Source organism: Acinetobacter baumannii (assembly GCF_009759685.1).
Taxonomy (GTDB): Bacteria; Pseudomonadota; Gammaproteobacteria; order Pseudomonadales; family Moraxellaceae; genus Acinetobacter; species Acinetobacter baumannii.
In genome coordinates this window covers 591,900-609,104 of sequence record NZ_CP046654.1, presented here as the reverse complement: position 1 = coordinate 609,104, position 17,205 = coordinate 591,900, and the positions used below count along the sequence as shown (strand labels likewise).

At 38.2% G+C, this 17,205-nt stretch carries 17 protein-coding genes; 10 read left to right on the top strand and 7 right to left on the bottom strand.

The window, feature by feature from the left end; translation table 11 throughout:
• The first annotated feature begins 30 nt into the window (after window positions 1-30).
• Window positions 31-942, top strand: coding sequence for a polyprenyl synthetase family protein (locus tag GO593_RS02805; protein ID WP_000097114.1), 912 nt, complete (start codon window positions 31-33; stop codon window positions 940-942).
• 59 nt (window positions 943-1,001) lie between these two features.
• Window positions 1,002-1,370, top strand: coding sequence for an MmcQ/YjbR family DNA-binding protein (locus GO593_RS02800; protein WP_001012948.1), 369 nt, complete (start codon window positions 1,002-1,004; stop codon window positions 1,368-1,370).
• Window positions 1,371-1,437: 67 nt separating this feature from the next.
• On the opposite strand, the gene GO593_RS02795 is transcribed toward GO593_RS02800, so the two are convergent.
• From GO593_RS02795 to GO593_RS02780, 4 genes are all read right to left on the bottom strand, one after another.
• On the bottom strand, window positions 1,438-2,292 hold the full coding sequence (locus tag GO593_RS02795) for an SPFH domain-containing protein (protein ID WP_001143942.1): 855 nt from the start codon (window positions 2,290-2,292) through the stop codon (window positions 1,438-1,440).
• Window positions 2,293-2,320: 28 nt separating this feature from the next.
• Complete coding sequence (locus GO593_RS02790) at window positions 2,321-2,782, bottom strand: NfeD family protein (RefSeq protein WP_000397562.1); 462 nt, start codon at window positions 2,780-2,782, stop codon at window positions 2,321-2,323.
• A 105-nt stretch (window positions 2,783-2,887) separates the two neighbouring features.
• Entirely contained in the window at window positions 2,888-3,805 is a 918-nt protein-coding gene (locus tag GO593_RS02785; RefSeq protein ID WP_000684973.1) for a patatin-like phospholipase family protein, read from the bottom strand.
• A 67-nt stretch (window positions 3,806-3,872) separates the two neighbouring features.
• Window positions 3,873-4,499 (bottom strand): lysophospholipid acyltransferase family protein, encoded by a 627-nt coding sequence (locus GO593_RS02780; RefSeq protein ID WP_000434847.1) that lies wholly within the window; start codon window positions 4,497-4,499, stop codon window positions 3,873-3,875.
• A 127-nt stretch (window positions 4,500-4,626) separates the two neighbouring features.
• On the opposite strand from GO593_RS02780, the gene GO593_RS02775 reads away from it, so the two are divergent.
• The 5 genes from GO593_RS02775 (at window position 4,627) to GO593_RS02755 (ending at window position 11,604) form a co-directional block, all read left to right on the top strand.
• Complete coding sequence (locus GO593_RS02775) at window positions 4,627-5,874, top strand: MFS transporter (RefSeq protein ID WP_000489713.1); 1,248 nt, start codon at window positions 4,627-4,629, stop codon at window positions 5,872-5,874.
• 545 nt (window positions 5,875-6,419) lie between these two features.
• Complete coding sequence (locus GO593_RS02770; protein ID WP_000362917.1) at window positions 6,420-7,724, top strand: DcaP family trimeric outer membrane transporter; 1,305 nt, start codon at window positions 6,420-6,422, stop codon at window positions 7,722-7,724.
• A gap of 181 nt (window positions 7,725-7,905) precedes the next feature.
• Entirely contained in the window at window positions 7,906-9,555 is a 1,650-nt protein-coding gene (locus tag GO593_RS02765) for a phosphoethanolamine transferase (protein ID WP_031946429.1), read from the top strand.
• Between the two features lie 14 nt (window positions 9,556-9,569).
• The gene (locus tag GO593_RS02760) at window positions 9,570-10,244 is read left to right on the top strand and encodes a response regulator transcription factor (RefSeq protein WP_000161505.1); all 675 of its coding nucleotides are present in this window, start codon (window positions 9,570-9,572) and stop codon (window positions 10,242-10,244) included.
• Window positions 10,245-10,269: 25 nt separating this feature from the next.
• On the top strand, window positions 10,270-11,604 hold the full coding sequence (locus GO593_RS02755; RefSeq protein ID WP_000559383.1) for a two-component system sensor histidine kinase PmrB: 1,335 nt from the start codon (window positions 10,270-10,272) through the stop codon (window positions 11,602-11,604).
• Here GO593_RS02755 and GO593_RS02750 read toward each other — a convergent pair whose 3' ends face one another.
• Entirely contained in the window at window positions 11,605-12,315 is a 711-nt protein-coding gene (locus tag GO593_RS02750; RefSeq protein WP_005143680.1) for a phosphatase PAP2 family protein, read from the bottom strand.
• A gap of 69 nt (window positions 12,316-12,384) precedes the next feature.
• Between GO593_RS02750 and GO593_RS02745 the strand changes: the two genes are divergently transcribed.
• Window positions 12,385-12,546 carry a hypothetical protein gene (locus GO593_RS02745; protein WP_100743397.1) on the top strand — a complete coding sequence of 54 codons (162 nt, stop codon included), beginning with the start codon at window positions 12,385-12,387 and terminating at the stop codon, window positions 12,544-12,546.
• Window positions 12,547-12,594: 48 nt separating this feature from the next.
• On the opposite strand, the gene GO593_RS02740 is transcribed toward GO593_RS02745, so the two are convergent.
• Window positions 12,595-13,782 carry an ammonium transporter gene (locus GO593_RS02740; RefSeq protein WP_002135016.1) on the bottom strand — a complete coding sequence of 396 codons (1,188 nt, stop codon included), beginning with the start codon at window positions 13,780-13,782 and terminating at the stop codon, window positions 12,595-12,597.
• 302 nt (window positions 13,783-14,084) lie between these two features.
• Window positions 14,085-14,969, bottom strand: coding sequence for a LysR family transcriptional regulator (locus tag GO593_RS02735; RefSeq protein WP_000144734.1), 885 nt, complete (start codon window positions 14,967-14,969; stop codon window positions 14,085-14,087).
• 116 nt (window positions 14,970-15,085) lie between these two features.
• On the opposite strand from GO593_RS02735, the gene GO593_RS02730 reads away from it, so the two are divergent.
• Together GO593_RS02730 and GO593_RS02725 are read left to right on the top strand one after the other, a co-directional pair.
• The gene (locus tag GO593_RS02730) at window positions 15,086-15,991 is read left to right on the top strand and encodes an AEC family transporter (RefSeq protein ID WP_001084919.1); all 906 of its coding nucleotides are present in this window, start codon (window positions 15,086-15,088) and stop codon (window positions 15,989-15,991) included.
• Between the two features lie 96 nt (window positions 15,992-16,087).
• Window positions 16,088-17,104, top strand: a complete 1,017-nt coding sequence (locus GO593_RS02725; RefSeq protein WP_000006937.1) for a hypothetical protein — start codon at window positions 16,088-16,090, stop codon at window positions 17,102-17,104.
• Window positions 17,105-17,205 lie beyond the last annotated feature (101 nt).

The following is a 17,205-nucleotide window of genomic DNA, read 5'->3' as shown; positions in this document are numbered from 1 at the left end:
AAATTTTTCTACTGATTTTACGAGGCGACTGTGTCATCACTCTCTCAAGTTAATGCGGATGTTTTAAAACAAGCTCAACAACGTATTCAACAAGATTTATTGACGACACTGGCTGCATTCTCAATTCCCGAACCTTTAAAAAGCGCTGTACATCATGCAGTTATGCTCGGTGGAAAACGTGTGCGTCCGGCTTTGTGTTATGCTACAGCTTCTTTACAAGATAATCCAAATTTTGCGGCTGCTCGCCGTGCTGCAGTTGCTGTTGAACTCATCCATTGTTATTCCTTAGCACATGATGACCTGCCTTGTATGGACAATGATTTGCTTCGCCGTGGTCAGCCAACGTGTCATGTTGCATTTGGTGAAGATACCGCGTTACTTGCGGGTGACATTTTACAATCGATGGCATTTGAAGTTTTAGGTAGTCGTTTGTTTGATGAGCAAGGGCAGGGAACGGATGCTGCAATTGTCTTAAAGCAAATTCAAATTTTAGCTACAGCTAGTTCTAAAATGGTTTGTGGACAGGTCTTAGACTTACAAGCCGAAGCTAAGCAAATTTCTCAAGACGAACTAGAAAATATCCACCGTAATAAAACGGGTGCGCTTATTCAGGCTGCCATTATGATGGGGGCAGTGACAATTTTCTCGGGCACAGATCAGGCAATTCCAAAACTACGTCAATACGGACAAGCAATTGGACTGGCTTTTCAGGTCCAAGATGATATTTTGGATATTACGTCGAGTACTGAAACTTTAGGCAAAACCGCTGGTAAAGACGAACAAGTACAAAAATCGACTTATCCTGCTCTAATGGGACTAGAGCAAGCACAAGTATATGCCAAAGAATTGCATGATCAAGCTTTCGAAGCTTTAGCGCATTTCGGTGAAAATGCAAAAGAATTAGTTGAGATTTCACAATTCCTGTTAGCTCGTACTAATTAATAAAAATATAAATCAATCTTCCTACTTCTATTCAGACTTAATGAATACAGGAGAAAAGAATGAATGGTGAACAGCTTCATCAACTCGCAATAGAGGCGGCGCGTAATCTCCCTTTTAGTGAGCAAACTCATCCATTTGGTCCAGAGTATGAAGTTTTTAAAATTTTAGAAAAAATGTTTATGCTGACAGTGGAAGTGTCTGGCGTAAAAATGATTAATGTCAAATGTGACCCTTATAAAAGTCAGGAATATCAGGAACTCTATCCATTTATTATTCCCGGCTATCACATGAATAAAAAACACTGGATTTCGATTAAACCGCATAAAAATTTAACAAGCGATTTTCTCCGAGATTTGATTCGCGACTCTTATGACTTGGTCGTAAAAAAGCTTCCTTTGAAAGATCAGAAAAGATTAAACAACCAATAATATAAAAGAAAAACGGCGACATGATTGTCGCCGTTTTGATTTCAATGGCTTATTTGAAGCAATTAAATTAATTATGCTTTCCCATAATGCCACGAATTGTATTTAAAACATCTGCAGGTAACACAACAGTTTTAGCATTGCTTGATTTCGCCATCTCTTGCATTGCTTTGACGTATTGTTCACCTAACAGGTAAGCAACAGGAATTTCTTTATCACCTACGGCACTTGTTACCATTTCAATCGCTTTTTGAGAAGCTTCTGCTAAAACAACCTGCGCTTCGGCATCACGGCGAGATGCTTCTAAACGACCATCTGCTTCTAAAATTGCAGCTTGTTTCTCACCATCAGCTTTGGTAACTGTAGCACGACGTTGACGTTCAGCAGCGGCTTGAGCTTCCATGGCAGCTTGCATGGTTGAAGATGGCTGAATATCTTGAATTTCTACTGTTTTTAAAGTGATACCCCAATCTGAAATATCATCAGAAATCGCAGCTTTTAGTTTAGCTTTAATGTGATCTCGTGAAGATAGGGCATCATCTAGATCCATTTCACCGACAATTGAACGTAGTGAAGTCTGTACAAGGTTTTGAATGGCCCATGTATAGTTTTCAATACCGTACACCGCTTTTTCAGGTGTAGTCAGATTGATATACGCCACGGCATTCATGAGTAATACAGCATTGTCACGGGTAATGACTTCTTGTGATGGAATATCAAGCACAATATCTTTAGTGGTGACTTTATAGGCCACGTCATCAATATAAGGAATAACGAAGTTAAGCCCCGGATTAAGCGTAGAATGATATTTTCCTAAACGTTGAACAATCCATTTATAACCCTGAGGAACAATACGTACCCCTTTAAAAATGGTAACAGCAACAAAAGCCAAAAAGGCTAAAACAATAATAGTACCAACTGGCATGAAAATAACCTCTCTTTATCTTTAATGTTTATGAAGTGCTGTGGGGCTGAACAATTAAGTCATTACCCGAAATATCAATGACTCGAACCCGATCACCGACTTTAACAGGGGTGGTGCTTCGACAGTTCCATTCATCGGCCCCTAAAATAGGCATAGGGAAACGAACAATAATTTGGTCATGAGCAAGTCCGGTCTGAATCACCATACCAATTTGCCCAATCGTCGCTTCTCGAGGTAAACCTGCTTTAGTTTTATCAATAGATAAAGGCTTAATAAATTTAAACCAGAGAAGGGTACATAGCACCGATAACACAATCCACAGCACTATTTGAGTAGTAAGGCTGATATCTGGAAATAACCAATAGAGAAAGCAAACCATTATGGCTGCAATACCAAACCAGAGAGCGGCAAAGGCAGGGAGAATCAGCTCAGAAAGAATAAGTAAGATACCCAATACAAACCAGTGCCAAGGTTCTACAACAAACTCCATAGATCTGCTCTTTTATATGTCTTTATGATGGGTAAAAGTGATTTCATATCACTTTTACCACTGTAGCAGATGATGGAGAGTGTGGATAGAAAAAAACCACCTCAATTAAAATTTAGGACGTGGCGCAGGCTTAAATGCAGCTGGAGATTTTTTGAAGTTTGCAATTGCAGTTTCAATTTGGCGAATTTGACCTTGAGCAGCTTTTTCGCCTTCTAAAATAGCTTCATTACTTGATTTTAAATCGAGTGTACCTAAGTGCCCAACTTTAGGCTGAATCACCACGTTAGCTTGCTTTAACTCTTCATTAATACTTTGTTGACCCATAATATTAATGGTTTGATCAAGCAATCCCCACATATTCGCAGGTCGGTTTCCTGCCGGACGTGCAGAAATATCAACTGCAATCACAATATCAGCACCCATATCACGTGCTGTTTTGACCGGAATTGGGCTAACCAGTCCGCCATCTACATATTTCTGCTTACCAATGGTTGCAGGTACAAACACATTTGGAATACTGCATGAGGCGCGAACAGCTTGTCCTGCATTACCTTTAATAAAGTCTGCTTTTTGGCCATTATCAAGACGGGTTGCTACCGCTGCAAAACGAATTGGGAATTTCTCAATAGGCTTGTTACCTACGTTACGGTTAACATAGTCCTGTAACTTTTGCCCAAGAATAATACCTTGGCGATTCAGGGTTAAATCGCGAATATCAGACTCTTGCAATTTAAGCGCAAGATTTTGGAGTTGATAAGGCGTTTGTCCACTGGCATAGATACTGCCTACAAAGCTACCGGCACTTGTACCCGTAACAATTTTCGGTTTAATACCATGTGATTCTAAAACCTTGATAACACCAATATGTGAAAATCCTTTTGCTCCACCGCCACCCAATGCAAGTGCAATCACTGGTTCGCGCGCTTTAACTGAAGTGGTCGGTGTTGGTGTTTTGCTGAACTTATCACAGCCGAATAGGGCTAAAGAGATAAATCCGATACTGGCAAATTGAGCAATTTTCATCTTTGAAAAACAATCTATGGCAAGATAAATTAAGATGGCCCATCAGACCAGATTCGTTCAATTTTTGCTAGGTTTTTTTCACAAGATTTTGTAAAGGCTCTGCAAGCCAATTACGATTTTTCGGTGATATTTTTCCTTCATAACGTTCAAAAATCTTGGCGAGATCTTCATCATAATTTCCGCTTGGAGTTAAATAGCCTAAGCAGTGAATAGTCTTACGGTCATAATCAAAAGAAAACATCACAATAGGAATATTGGCTTTTGCAGCAATATGGTAAAAACCACTCTTCATTTTTTTTGCTTTCTTACGTGTGCCTTCTGGCGCCATTCCAATCCAGATCTTGTCATACTGTTGAATAGTCGCAACGACTTGTTCAGTCAGACCATTGGCCGAGTCACGTTTTACAGGAATAACGCCCGCCCAATCTAAAACCCGTTTAAAAGGTGGCTTAAATAAACTGTCTTTACCTAGCACCGTAATTTGAATACCGAGTCCAAAAATGGCAAGAAAACCATACCAGCCATCAATATTGGAGGTGTGGGGAGAAATAATGGCTACAGCTTTAGGAAAGTTGGGAACTTCACCTTCTATAGTCCAGCCTTGTGCCAAAAAGAGTTTTTTAAATAATGCTCGACTTAAAGCATTACCACGTTGGGGAACCTGAGACGGTAGATTAGGGAAATGTTGTTCCATATTTTTAAGTTTTAAATCATCCTTTGTTTTATCTTAATCTTTTGAAATCTGCGCTTCATTGGCAAAATGTAAGACCACGCATGGTATTTCATGTTATTACCGCACAAATAAATAAAAGTAGGTATATATGTTCCGACAGCAAAATCTTTATCTTTTGCTCTTTTCCTTATATTGGGCACAAGGTTTGCCTGTAGGTTTTATGACGCATGCCTTACCTGTCATATTAAGAGCTCAAGGTGTATCTCTTGCCCATATTGGTGGTTTTGGGCTGCTCATGTTGCCTTGGTCAATCAAAATATTTTGGGCGCCGTGGGTAGATCGACATGCCATCTCGCATTTAGGTCACTATCGTAGCTGGATTTTACCTGCTCAGTTTTTGACGGTGGGTGTACTTTGTATTTTATCTTTTTTCCCTATACAAGTTTTAGATCAGCCTCTTTATCTCTTTATTTTTTTTATTACGCTGTTATTTATGAACTTAACAGGCACAACTCAAGATATCGCGACCGATGCTTTGGCGGTCAATTTATTGCAACACGATCAGCAACATTGGGGAAATACTTTTCAGGTTGTAGGTTCACGACTTGGTTTTATTGTAGGCGGGGGAGCCGTGTTATGGTGCCTAGACTGGTTATCATGGCAACCAACTTTTCTATTATTAGCCGCTTTAGTCTTTATTAATACCTTACCTATTTTACTATTTAAAGAGCCATCTCATACTTCTCATTCACCTCATCAATATAGCCAACCAAGTCTAGTTACAAAGATTAAAGCTTACTTGGGGTACTTCTCTCAAAATAAGGAACTTCGTTCTTGGTTAATCGTCCTTATAACTTTTAAGGTTGCAGATGGTTTAGCCGGGCCATTACTTAAACCTTTAATGGTGGATATGGGTTTAAGTTTTACTCAGATTGGTATTTACATCACCATGCTTGGGGCTGTTGCTGCTTTATTGGGGGCACTTAGTGCTGGCTGGATGTTAAAACATATTTCTAGGTCTACAGCATTAATGGCTTTTTCAATATTAAAAATTATGAGTTTAGGGGGCTATGCGTATTTGGCTTATGCTTATGAACAAAAGGTAAAGATAAATGTATGGCTTATCTATGCCGTAAATGCCCTGGAAGATGCCTTTGCTGCCATGCTACTAGTTGTGATGTTAACTTTGGTTATGGATTACAGTCGAAAAAACTATGCGGGTACCGATTTTACTTTTCAGGTTTCAGTCATGGCGACAGTCAGTGGTGGTCTTTATAGCTTTAGTGGAGTCATTGCAGATGCGTTTGGTTATTTCCATTATTTGATAGCTATTGTCAGTATTGCGGTATTCTTTTTAATTCCTATTTACTTATGGAAAGCTGCCAAAACTGTATAAAAAATAATATTAAGTAGATGAAATAAAGAGACTTAAATATAACTAAGCTGCACTAAAAAATCATACTTATATTTTTAGCCAATCTTTTAAAAATGTATATTTTTGGCTATTTAAATGGCTTATTAATTGTGCCATCTTGTTTGGAAAGCAAAAGGAAGCTGCAAGGAGAAAAGTGGATGCGAATAACAAGAAAAATCATGTGAATCAAATAAGACTGGCAAAAAAATATTCATTTAGATTGGATATTAGCCTAAAGTCTAAAAAAGAATAATGAAATAATGATTTAATCATTCTATAAGATAAGAGAGTTGTGTAGGATTCGTTACAACATGAAGTTAAGGTAAAGGTTCTGTAAACCAAAAAGTAAATGCTGATTCTTTTGGACCGGAATTTTTAATCTTACCCAGCGTTAAAATTGGTTTTGATTGCGGTAATAAAATTAATGCAATCAAATTTGGAGGATGGTTGATTCTTTAGTGCTTAATGGTCACACGAATCAACTTGGCATGGACAGGCAGCATAAAATATATTTTTAGGAGTCTTTGATGGATCTATTCCTTAATCGTAAATCGTTTGTTGTTAAAAGTTTAGCTATTACAGTAACAGCTTTAATGATGAGTGGGGCAAATGCGGCAACTTCTGATAAAGAGGAAATTCGAAAACTTCGTCAAGAAGTTGAAGCATTAAAAGCATTAGTTCAAGAACAACGTCAAGTACAGCAACAACAGCAACAAGTACAGCAGCAACAGCAAGTACAGTTAGCTGAAGTAAAAGCACAACCTCAACCTGTGGCAGCACCAGTGTCTCCATTAGCAGGATTTAAATCTAAAGCTGGCGCTGATGTGAACCTTTATGGTTTTGTTCGTGGCGATGCTAACTATATTATTGAAGGTGCAGATAACGACTTTGGTGATGTAAGTAAGTCAGACGGTAAAACACATGATAAATTACGTGCGACTGCTAAAACAACACGCCTCGGTTTAGATTTTAATACACCTGTTGGAGACGACAAAGTTGGTGGTAAAATCGAAGTCGATTTTGCTGGTTCAACCACAGATTCAAATGGCTCATTGCGTATTCGCCATGCTTATTTAACCTATAACAACTGGTTGTTTGGTCAAACGACTTCAAACTTCTTATCTAACCATGCACCAGAAATGATCGACTTCTCGACAAACATTGGTGGTGGTACTAAACGTGTACCTCAAGTACGCTATAACTACAAACTAGGTCCAACTACACAATTATTTGTTTCTGCTGAAAAAGGTGATAGTACTACTTCGGTAACAGGTGATAGTATTAAGTATAGCCTACCAGCATTAACTGCTAAAATCACTCAAGGCTATGCAGAAGGCAGAGGTTCTGCTTCAGCTCGTGTTCTTGTAGAAAATTATAAATCACAACTTGCTGATGATGATAAAACTGGTTGGGGCGTTGCAGTTGGTACTGACTTTAAAGTGTCTGATCCTTTAAAACTCTTTGCTGACGCATCATATGTTGTGGGTGATAATAGTTACTTGTATGGTAGTAACTCTCCATACGCAGTAGATGGGAATTCTATTGAGCAAAATGAATTTGTAGCAGTACAAGTGGGTGGAACTTATAAGATTTTACCTAACTTACGTTCTACTTTAGCGTATGGTGCTCAGTTCTCTGATGATGGCACTGATTATGCGAGATTAAATGCCTCTGCAAATGAAAAAGTTCAACAAGCATGGATCAACTTTATCTATACGCCAGTTAAACCAATTGACTTAGGCGTTGAGTATGTAAACGGTAAGCGTGATACATTTGAAGGTAAGTCTTACAAAGATAACCGTGTTGGTTTAATGGCTAAATATAGTTTCTAAGAACGATTTTTAGCTAAAAATAGAAAAGACGAGGTTAAACTTAACCTCGTCTTTTTTTATTTGTTAAATTTAAAAAATAATAATGAAATAAGGCCTCTCAATTAGATCATTTTTTATTTAAGTCATTTTTAAGTTTCAATTTCTACATTAAAGCATCATAAAAAGATTGTAGTCACTCACGATGCTGAATTTTTTTTCAACATTAAGAAATAAACAGATTTCCCTGTTTATGTTTAATCTCATTATAGCCATTTGGCTAGGTGCAATTTTAAATATTGGTTTTTATCATCAAGTTCATACTTTAACTCCATATTTTGGAGTAAAGGCTATTTTGTTTTTAGCTGCTACTCTCGTAATTCTTGTTGCTACCTATTATGCGGTTTTACAAATCTTAAATTGGAAATGGACTGCCAAAATCTTTGCAATTTTATTGATATTTATTGGTGGCTTTAGCTCTTATTTTGTAAACACATTGGGTGTCATTATTTCACCTGACCAAATTCAAAATATGGTGCAGACCGATGTTTCGGAAGTTACCGATCTAATCTCTTTACGCTTTGTTTTATGGACAATTTTTTTTGTTATTTTACCCATTTTTTTAATTACTCAAGTTAAATTTAAACAAGAAAAAGTATCACGGTTGTTATTGAAGAAAGTATTCTCACTGGTAGCTTCATTTGCAGTGGTCGGTGTTTTACTTTTTACCTACTATGTCGATTTCGCTGCAATATTTCGTGAGCATCGTGATTTAAAAGGGATGATTTCACCGCAAAATAGTATTTCATCGCTTATGTCTTACTATCATAAGAAGGCTCCGAAGAAAAATCTGCCTCTTGTGATATATGGACAAGATGCTCATCAAGTTCAGCGCGTCCAAAAGAACCTCCCTAAGTTAATGATACTTGTTGTAGGTGAAACGGCGCGTGCCGAAAGTTTCTCATTAAATGGGTATGCAAAAAATACGAATCCGGAGCTTTCTAAACAAGATATTTTCAACTTTTCGCAAGTGAGCTCATGCGGTACGGCAACAGCGGTTTCTGTACCATGTATGTTCTCGGGTATGCCACGTGTAGATTATAATGAGCAATTAGCCAGTCACCGCGAAGGTTTACTAGATATTGCAAAACGTGCGGGTTACCAAGTGACTTGGATTGATAATAACTCTGGTTGTAAAGGTGCATGTGATCGCGTTGAACAATACCAGATTCCAGAAAACTTAAAGAAAAAATGGTGTAAAGATGGCGAATGTTATGATGACATTCTCATTGACAGCTTAAAGCAGTATTTGGCTACTATTGCCAAAGATGATGATCGCCCACGTTTGATTGTTTTGCATCAGGTGGGTAGTCATGGACCTGCATATTACAAGCGTGCGCCTGAAGCATATCAACCCTTTAAACCGACTTGTGATACGAATGCGATACAGGGCTGTTCGCAAACAGAATTGCTAAATAGTTATGATAATACAATCGTATATACAGACCATGTATTAAGCCAAATGATTAATACTCTAAAAGAAATATCAAAATATCAGACAGGTTTATGGTATTTATCTGATCATGGCGAATCAACCGGAGAACATGGTTTATATTTACATGGTTCACCTTATGCAATCGCACCGAGCCAACAAACACATGTACCAATGATTATGTGGTTCTCTGAAAGTTGGAAACAACATAATCTTGCTCAAGTGAATTGTTTAAGCCAACAAACTAAACAAAAGTTAAGTCAGGATAATTTATTCCCAAGTTTGTTAAGTTTGCTGGATGTAAAAACTCAGGTCATCAACCCTCAACTGGACATGTTGCACTCTTGTGCCCATGTAAACTAAAGCGAGCCTAGAACATGACAAAAATCTTGATGATTGAAGATGATTTTATGATTGCAGAATCAACGATCACGTTGCTGCAATATCATCAATTTGAGGTGGAATGGGTCAATAACGGTTTAGATGGTTTGGCTCAATTGGCGAAGACTAAATTTGATCTTATTCTTTTGGATTTAGGATTGCCTATGATGGATGGTATGCAAGTTTTAAAGCAGATCCGTCAAAGAGCAGCAACACCAGTATTAATTATTTCTGCTCGAGATCAATTACAAAACCGTGTCGATGGTTTAAATTTGGGTGCAGATGATTATTTAATTAAACCTTATGAGTTTGATGAGTTGCTTGCCCGTATTCATGCATTACTACGCCGTAGTGGAGTAGAAGCTCAACTTGCGAGTCAAGATCAACTATTAGAAAGTGGCGATCTGGTTTTAAATGTTGAACAGCATATTGCGACGTTTAAAGGTCAACGCATTGATCTATCAAATCGTGAATGGGCAATCTTAATTCCACTTATGACTCACCCAAATAAAATCTTTTCTAAAGCCAACTTAGAAGATAAGTTATATGATTTTGATAGTGATGTGACCAGTAATACTATTGAAGTATATGTTCACCATTTAAGAGCGAAGCTGGGTAAAGATTTTATCCGAACCATCCGAGGACTGGGCTACCGTTTGGGGCAATCATAATTTAAAATTTCGGGACTTCATAAAAGTGCATTATTCATTAAAAAAACGACTGATTTGGGGCACCTCAATTTTCAGTGTCATCTTAGGTTGTATTTTAATTTTTAGTGCTTATAAGGTTGCACTTCAAGAAGTCGATGAAATTCTAGATACTCAAATGAAGTATTTAGCGGAAAGAACAGCTGAGCACCCTTTAAAAACTGTAAGCAGTAAGTTTGATTTTCATAAAACTTACCACGAAGAAGATCTGTTTATCGATATCTGGGCTTATAAGGATCAGGCCCATTTGTCTCATCATTTACATTTGCTGGTTCCACCTGTTGAGCAAGCGGGATTTTATTCTCATAAAACCGCTCAAGGTATAGTCAGAACTTATGTTTTACCTTTGAAGGATTACCAGATTCAGGTCAGTCAGCAAGAGAGGGTTCGTGAAGCTTTCGCTTGGGAGCTTGCGGGCAGTATGTTTATTCCGTATTTAATTATTTTACCTTTTGCAATATTTGCCTTAGCAGCCATTATTCGTCGTGGTTTAAAACCAATAGATGATTTTAAAAATGAGTTAAAAGAACGCGATTCCGAAGAACTCACCCCAATTGAAGTACATGATTATCCTCAAGAGCTTTTACCTACTATTGACGAAATGAACCGTCTTTTTGAGCGCATTTCTAAAGCGCAAAATGAACAGAAGCAATTTATTGCCGATGCTGCTCATGAATTACGAACACCTGTGACTGCACTGAACTTACAAACCAAGATTTTGCTAAGCCAGTTCCCTGAGCATGAATCATTGCAAAACTTAAGCAAAGGTTTGGCACGTATTCAGCATTTGGTGACTCAGCTTTTAGCATTGGCAAAGCAAGATGTAACTTTAAGTATGGTCGAGCCTACTGGATATTTTCAACTCAATGATGTGGCATTAAATTGTGTGGAGCAGTTGGTCAACTTGGCTATGCAAAAAGAAATCGATTTAGGTTTTGTTAGAAATGAACCCATCGAAATGCATAGTATTGAACCTACTGTACATTCGATTATTTTTAATTTAATTGATAATGCAATTAAGTACACCCCGCATCAGGGTGTCATTAATATTTCAGTTTATACCGATCCAGATCACTACGCATGTATTCAAATTGAAGATAGCGGTGCAGGAATAGACCCTGAAAATTACGATAAAGTCCTTAAGCGTTTTTATCGCGTGCATCACCATCTTGAGGTGGGAAGTGGTCTAGGTTTATCTATTGTAGATCGTGCAACTCAAAGGCTTGGTGGGACTTTAACTCTCGATAAGAGCTTAGAACTTGGCGGTCTTTCTGTATTAGTGAAATTACCTAAAGTCTTACATTTAAATGAAACAAGAGCGTGATTACGTAAGCTCTTGTTTCACTTGTTTTTCGAACTCAAAACGATGAATACAAATCGCATAAAATAAAATATTTATTGCCCAAACGACCCAGCCTGTCCATAAGTTATGGCTTAGGAAATGTGCTCCTCGCATCATTTGCGCCCAACCCATCATGAAACCTAATAAAATACCGGAGAATAAATAAAAGTAAGCACGTTTAGGTTGTTCAAGACGATAAACAAAATAACCTGTCATTAAAATAAAACCTGCACTTGCATGACCGCCTGGAAAACAATGGCCATGTTTAGCGCTAAAGTCCCAAATATAGCTTCCTAAAGTATTAGGGTGAACCATATTCCAAGGGCAGGCGTGAGCAGATTGCGACTTTATTAGGCCAACTATACTGCTACCGAGCATACTGACAAAAAACATATAGCCATATTGCCAGCGATAAGGTTTTAATTTTTTTAATTTAAATGACGTAAGCCATAAGCCAAAAAAGATAACATAAACGGCGGTGATGATTTGTTTTACAATTTCATGATTAAGTCTTTCTAGATACCAATTGTCCCGATTGAAAAAATGACCTGTTGAATCAATCCAAGGCTGGATGAGGTACATATCAATTTTCCCACCCACTGGAAAAACAATTAAAAGCAGAAAAAAACTGAAAAACAGAAGAATGATATTAATCTGGAAAAATTGTTTTTGCTGATTCATGCCATGCAACATCAATTAGATTGTGAGTAAAGGCATTACATAAAATAAAACTTAAATTGCTCTTAAACTAAATTTAATTTCGTGACCAAAATGATAAGTGAGTGTATCCATTCACAACCTGTTGAGCATAAGAAGTTTAAAGTTTTTGCAAACTATTTGAATAGTAATAAACAAGGAACAGGTTTTGTGAATGGAAATGGTTTTGGTTACTTTTGCCGAAACAAAAGTAACGTAATTGACTGATGTTATTTGCTATTACAGAAGAAAAGACTCTGTCGTGCCTACACAGAATTAAAACATACCTTCTTCAGAGTTTGCTGAGATCTTATGAATAGATAAGTCTGCACCACGGAACTCATCTTCTTGAGATAGGCGAATGCCAATGGTCGCTTTAAGGATGCCATAAACAATGAAACCGCCAGCCAGTGCAATGGCAATCGCGAGTGCTGTACCGATGAGCTGAGAGAGGAATGATACGCCGCCTAAACCACCTAGCCATTTTTGACCAAAAATACCTACGGCAATACCACCAAATGCACCGCATACACCATGTAGCGGCCAGACACCAAGAACGTCATCAACTTTGAGTTTGTTTTGGGTATAGGTGAATAGATACACGAACATGGCACCCGCTGCACCACCAATCACAAGAGCACTGACTGGATGAACAATGTCAGAACCTGCGCAAATAGCGACTAAACCCGCAAGTGGACCGTTGTGTAAGAAACCAGGGTCATTTTTCCCAATCGTATTTGCTGTAATTGTACCGCCAACCATTGCCATAAGTGAATTAATCGCAACGAGACCGGAGATTGCATCAACACGCTGTGCACTCATCACATTAAAGCCAAACCAGCCGACAATTAAAATCCATGAGCCAAGTGCCAAAAATGGAATAGAAGAAGGTGGGTGAGCACTTACACGGCCATCTTTCTTATAACGGCCAGAACGTGCGCCCAATAAAATGACAGCAGCAAGTGCTATCCAACCGCCCATGGCATGAACTACGACTGAACCCGCAAAGTCATGAAAAGCTGCGCCAAAAGTTGTTTCTAACCATTTTTGCAGACCGTAGTTGCCATTCCAGACCATTCCCTCAAAGAACGGATAAACCAGCGCAACCAATGCGAGTGTGGCAATCGCTTGTGAACGCATTTTTGCGCGTTCTGCAATACCGCCAGAAATAATGGCGGGAATGGCCGCAGCAAAAGTGAGTAAGAAAAAGCAACGCATGAGGTTATAGCCATGATCATTGGATAAAACCGTACCATCATGAAAGAAGTGCTGACCATACGAAATATAGTAGCCAACAAAGAAATATGCGATTGCGGAGAGGGCAAAGTCAGTCAGAATTTTACTAAGCGCGTTCACCTGATTTTTGTGGCGAACTGTACCAAGTTCCAAGAATGCAAAACCTGCGTGCATGGCAAGAACCAAAACTGCACCAAGTAATAAGAAAAACAGATCTACATTTTGCATAGCATGCTCGAAAAAAGTGCTAAATTCCATTTTGGAACAAATCTGGGTCTGTAAATTGCACCAAAATAGATTTAAGGAATCTAAAAACCTAAGTTTGTCGAAACAAACTCAATTGCATAAAAGTGAATATGCAATAAGCGCACCAATTTGGATTGAAATAGAGGATTTTGGCGATAAATGGTGCGTTGTCTTATTCAAGACAGGGCAATAAGGGCGCTTTTTACGTTACAAGTCATCTAATATGTTGATAAATCGACCTGAAAGAGATCATTATTAAATTTTTAAAAAGTATCTATATTTAATTAATGATCAGACCAAACCTCTTGAGCAACTTCTATAAATGCTTTTACGGCTGGACTGATGTGTTTCTGGTTTTTTACTGCAAGACCAATAGAGCGTTTAAGGTTTGGTTTAAATGGTCGTTTAACTACGTTTGGATAAAGCGAGAGTAACTCTTTGGTGATCACCATATCAGAGACAATCGAAATCCCTAACTGGTTGTGGACCATACTGACGATACTTAGAATTTGTGACACATAAAATTTGATATCTGGTTTGACATTAAAACTTTTTAAAATTAATTCGACCTGATGTCGACTACCCGCCATTGTCATAATGAAAGGGCAGTTTTCTAATTGTGCTGGATCAATATAGAGTTGTTGGGCGAGTGGGTAACCTCTCGGAATTAAGGCAACAAAACGATCTTCAATTAAGGGAAATGTATCAAAACGCTCATCTGGCATAATCAAAAAACCAACTTCGATGCGTCGCTCTAATAACCACTGAGCAACTTCTTTATCTTCACCTTCATCGATATAAATTTCGATTTTTGGGTAGCGTTGCCGAAAGGTTTCTAAAATTTCAGGCAATAGATAAATAGATGATGAAGCTCCAAAAGAACCAATACGTAATGTGCCTTCATTTAAACCATGAATGGCAGCTACTTCTTTTTCTAAGGTATCGGAAATACTCAACAGCTCTTTTACATGGGTTAATAACTGCTGACCTGTCGTCGTCAGCTCAATATCGCTTTGAGTTCTTGAAATCAGGTTAATGCCCCATTGTTGTTCTAATGATTTAAGCGCATGGGAAACTGCCGACTGTGAAATTCCCAGCTTTTCTGCTGTAGCAGTAAAGCTTTTTAGTTCAGCAATGAGTGCGAAAATTTCAAGCTGGGTAAATGTCATGTTGTACTTATTATGAGTAAAAACTCATTTTATCATGAGTTTTCATTATCTTTAATATATGAGTAAGCCAAGTTAGTTCCCAAACTAGCAAGCCTCAACAAAACTCGAGTAAAGAAATGAATAGTATTGTTTTATCTCTTTTTCCTTTAGTTGCATTAATTGCATCGGGATACTTATTTAAAAAATATCGTTTTTTTAGCGATGAGTTTTGGGCTGGGGCAGAGAAGCTGAATTATTATATTTTATTCCCCGCTTTGCTTTTTAGTACGCTATCGACCGCAAAAATTGACTTACAAAGCTTGAGTACAGCCATCATTGCGATGTTGGTTGTGGTTTTAGCAGTCACCATCTTTTTATACATCCTCCGAATATTTTGGCACATACCACCTGCACGTTTTGGTGTGCACGTACAAGGCATGGTTCGCTTTAATACCTATATCGGTTTGGCTTTAGTCACTTCGCTTTTTAAAAGTGAAGGAATGGCAATTCTGGCAATTTTATTAGCACTTTGCATTCCGCTTGTGAATATTATTTCGGTGCTTGCTTTAACTTCTAAAGAACACATGGCAATTAAACCCGTTTTGATTGCACTCCTTAAAAACCCTTTAATTGCATCATGTGTGGTCGGAGCCGCAGTCAATGCGCTTCATATCCCGATTTGGGAAGGCTTTACCCAGTTTATTAAGCTTTTTTCAGTGTCGAGTTTGCCGTTAGGTTTGTTATGTGTTGGCGCAGCTTTACAGTTTATGCAAATTAAAAAAGACATTATGGTATTGGCAGCAGATACGTTTGCTCGACTTTTAGCAGTACCTGCTTTGGCTTATACGGTCTGCATGTGGTTTGATTTACCAAGTTTGCAAACGCAAATTTTAGTTATTTTCTTTGCGCTACCGACTGCTTCTGCTTCATACATTTTAACCAAAGTTTTGGGGGGTGATAGTCAGCTTATGGCAGCCGTGATTAGCTTTCAAACCTTATGTGCTGCCGTGACTTTGCCACTAGTGATTTGGTGGATTTCTTAAGATATAAATCTTTAGTCTGACTCATATTTAAAGAATGCTTGGCTACCTTCCTCATCTGATTATTGCTACACTTTTTTCTTTTTCAGGTGGATGAGTATGTCCTTTGATCTCAAAGTGAGCTTGCAGCAAAGGTCTGAACCGTCTGCACAGCAGAAAAAACTGAATCGCCTGATTGATAAAATAGAGCAACAAAAAGTTAGCCTGAGCACATGGCAAAATGCACAAGCTGAGATTCAACAGTACATTCGGCAAAAACTGATGCCTGTATATAGCGATTTGCATGAAGTGCTATTTCAGCAGTTAGAGCAACTTTGGAATATGCTGCATAGCCATGAGTTTTCCAAAGCAGACATGCAACAACTAGACGAAAAAATTGCCCAGCTTGCACAAATGTTGAAGCGCTCCAAAATGCTGTCTGCTGAACAATTGGATTTAGTGAAACAGATCGATACCTTTTATCAGCAACATGCAGGGGAATCGGTAAAAAAGAATAGAAAAGCTCAGTCAATAAAATCTGGATACGATGAAAGTGCTGAGCAAAGTGTAGAGTTAGAAGAAGACTTTGAGCAGTATGCTGCTGAGCAACAACAAGCGAGAGAACAAGCCAAGCAGCAAAGACAGCAACAAAAACGTGAACAAGCTGAGCAAATGGCAGCCCAGTCACTCAAAACAGTTTATTTAAAAATTGCCGCGATGATTCACCCAGACCGTGAGCAAGATGAAACTAAAAAATTAGAAAAAACCGAGTTGTTTCAACAAGCAAGTCAGGCCTACGAAAAGCAGGATTTGTTTTATTTACTCAAACTCCAGTTACAGCTTGAACAGAATAAAGGGCTAGGTGCTAAAGACTTATCTGCCGAGCAGTTGCGGTTTTATAAACTGGCTTTAGATGCACAAAGTCAGCAACTTGAAAGTCAAATTGGTGAGATTTTAGATTCGTTTCAGTTAGCAAAGAATGTAAAAGCAGAGCATGTACATATTAGTGATGTGTATAAAGCTATAGATGCTGATTGTGCTGAGTTAAAACAACAGTTGAAGTGGGAAAAAGAGCGTTTAAAGCATATGAAAAAGGTGAGTGGGGTGGAAATGCTGTTGGGGCATGGGGTGCTTTAATCAGTTTCTAGGTTTTATGTGCAGCCATGAGACTACCGATGATTTGATAAGGTATAAATTCTGAAATAGGAAATCGTTGAGATTGGATTTTTTATAAAATA

What these genes read in the sequence shown, in the direction of transcription:
- GO593_RS02785 (WP_000684973.1), bottom strand. Translation starts at nt 3,805, where the DNA reads ATGAAAATTGCTCAATTTGCCAGTATCGGATTTATCTCTTTAGCCCTA.
- GO593_RS02780 (WP_000434847.1), bottom strand. Translation starts at nt 4,499, where the DNA reads ATGGAACAACATTTCCCTAATCTACCGTCTCAGGTTCCCCAACGTGGT.
- GO593_RS02800 (WP_001012948.1), top strand. Translation starts at nt 1,002, where the DNA reads ATGAATGGTGAACAGCTTCATCAACTCGCAATAGAGGCGGCGCGTAAT.
- GO593_RS02730 (WP_001084919.1), top strand. Translation starts at nt 15,086, where the DNA reads ATGAATAGTATTGTTTTATCTCTTTTTCCTTTAGTTGCATTAATTGCA.
- GO593_RS02775 (WP_000489713.1), top strand. Translation starts at nt 4,627, where the DNA reads ATGTTCCGACAGCAAAATCTTTATCTTTTGCTCTTTTCCTTATATTGG.
- GO593_RS02750 (WP_005143680.1), bottom strand. Translation starts at nt 12,315, where the DNA reads ATGTTGCATGGCATGAATCAGCAAAAACAATTTTTCCAGATTAATATC.
- GO593_RS02725 (WP_000006937.1), top strand. Translation starts at nt 16,088, where the DNA reads ATGTCCTTTGATCTCAAAGTGAGCTTGCAGCAAAGGTCTGAACCGTCT.
- GO593_RS02735 (WP_000144734.1), bottom strand. Translation starts at nt 14,969, where the DNA reads ATGACATTTACCCAGCTTGAAATTTTCGCACTCATTGCTGAACTAAAA.
- GO593_RS02795 (WP_001143942.1), bottom strand. Translation starts at nt 2,292, where the DNA reads ATGCCAGTTGGTACTATTATTGTTTTAGCCTTTTTGGCTTTTGTTGCT.
- GO593_RS02770 (WP_000362917.1), top strand. Translation starts at nt 6,420, where the DNA reads ATGGATCTATTCCTTAATCGTAAATCGTTTGTTGTTAAAAGTTTAGCT.
- GO593_RS02765 (WP_031946429.1), top strand. Translation starts at nt 7,906, where the DNA reads ATGCTGAATTTTTTTTCAACATTAAGAAATAAACAGATTTCCCTGTTT.
- GO593_RS02760 (WP_000161505.1), top strand. Translation starts at nt 9,570, where the DNA reads ATGACAAAAATCTTGATGATTGAAGATGATTTTATGATTGCAGAATCA.
- GO593_RS02740 (WP_002135016.1), bottom strand. Translation starts at nt 13,782, where the DNA reads ATGCAAAATGTAGATCTGTTTTTCTTATTACTTGGTGCAGTTTTGGTT.
- GO593_RS02790 (WP_000397562.1), bottom strand. Translation starts at nt 2,782, where the DNA reads ATGGAGTTTGTTGTAGAACCTTGGCACTGGTTTGTATTGGGTATCTTA.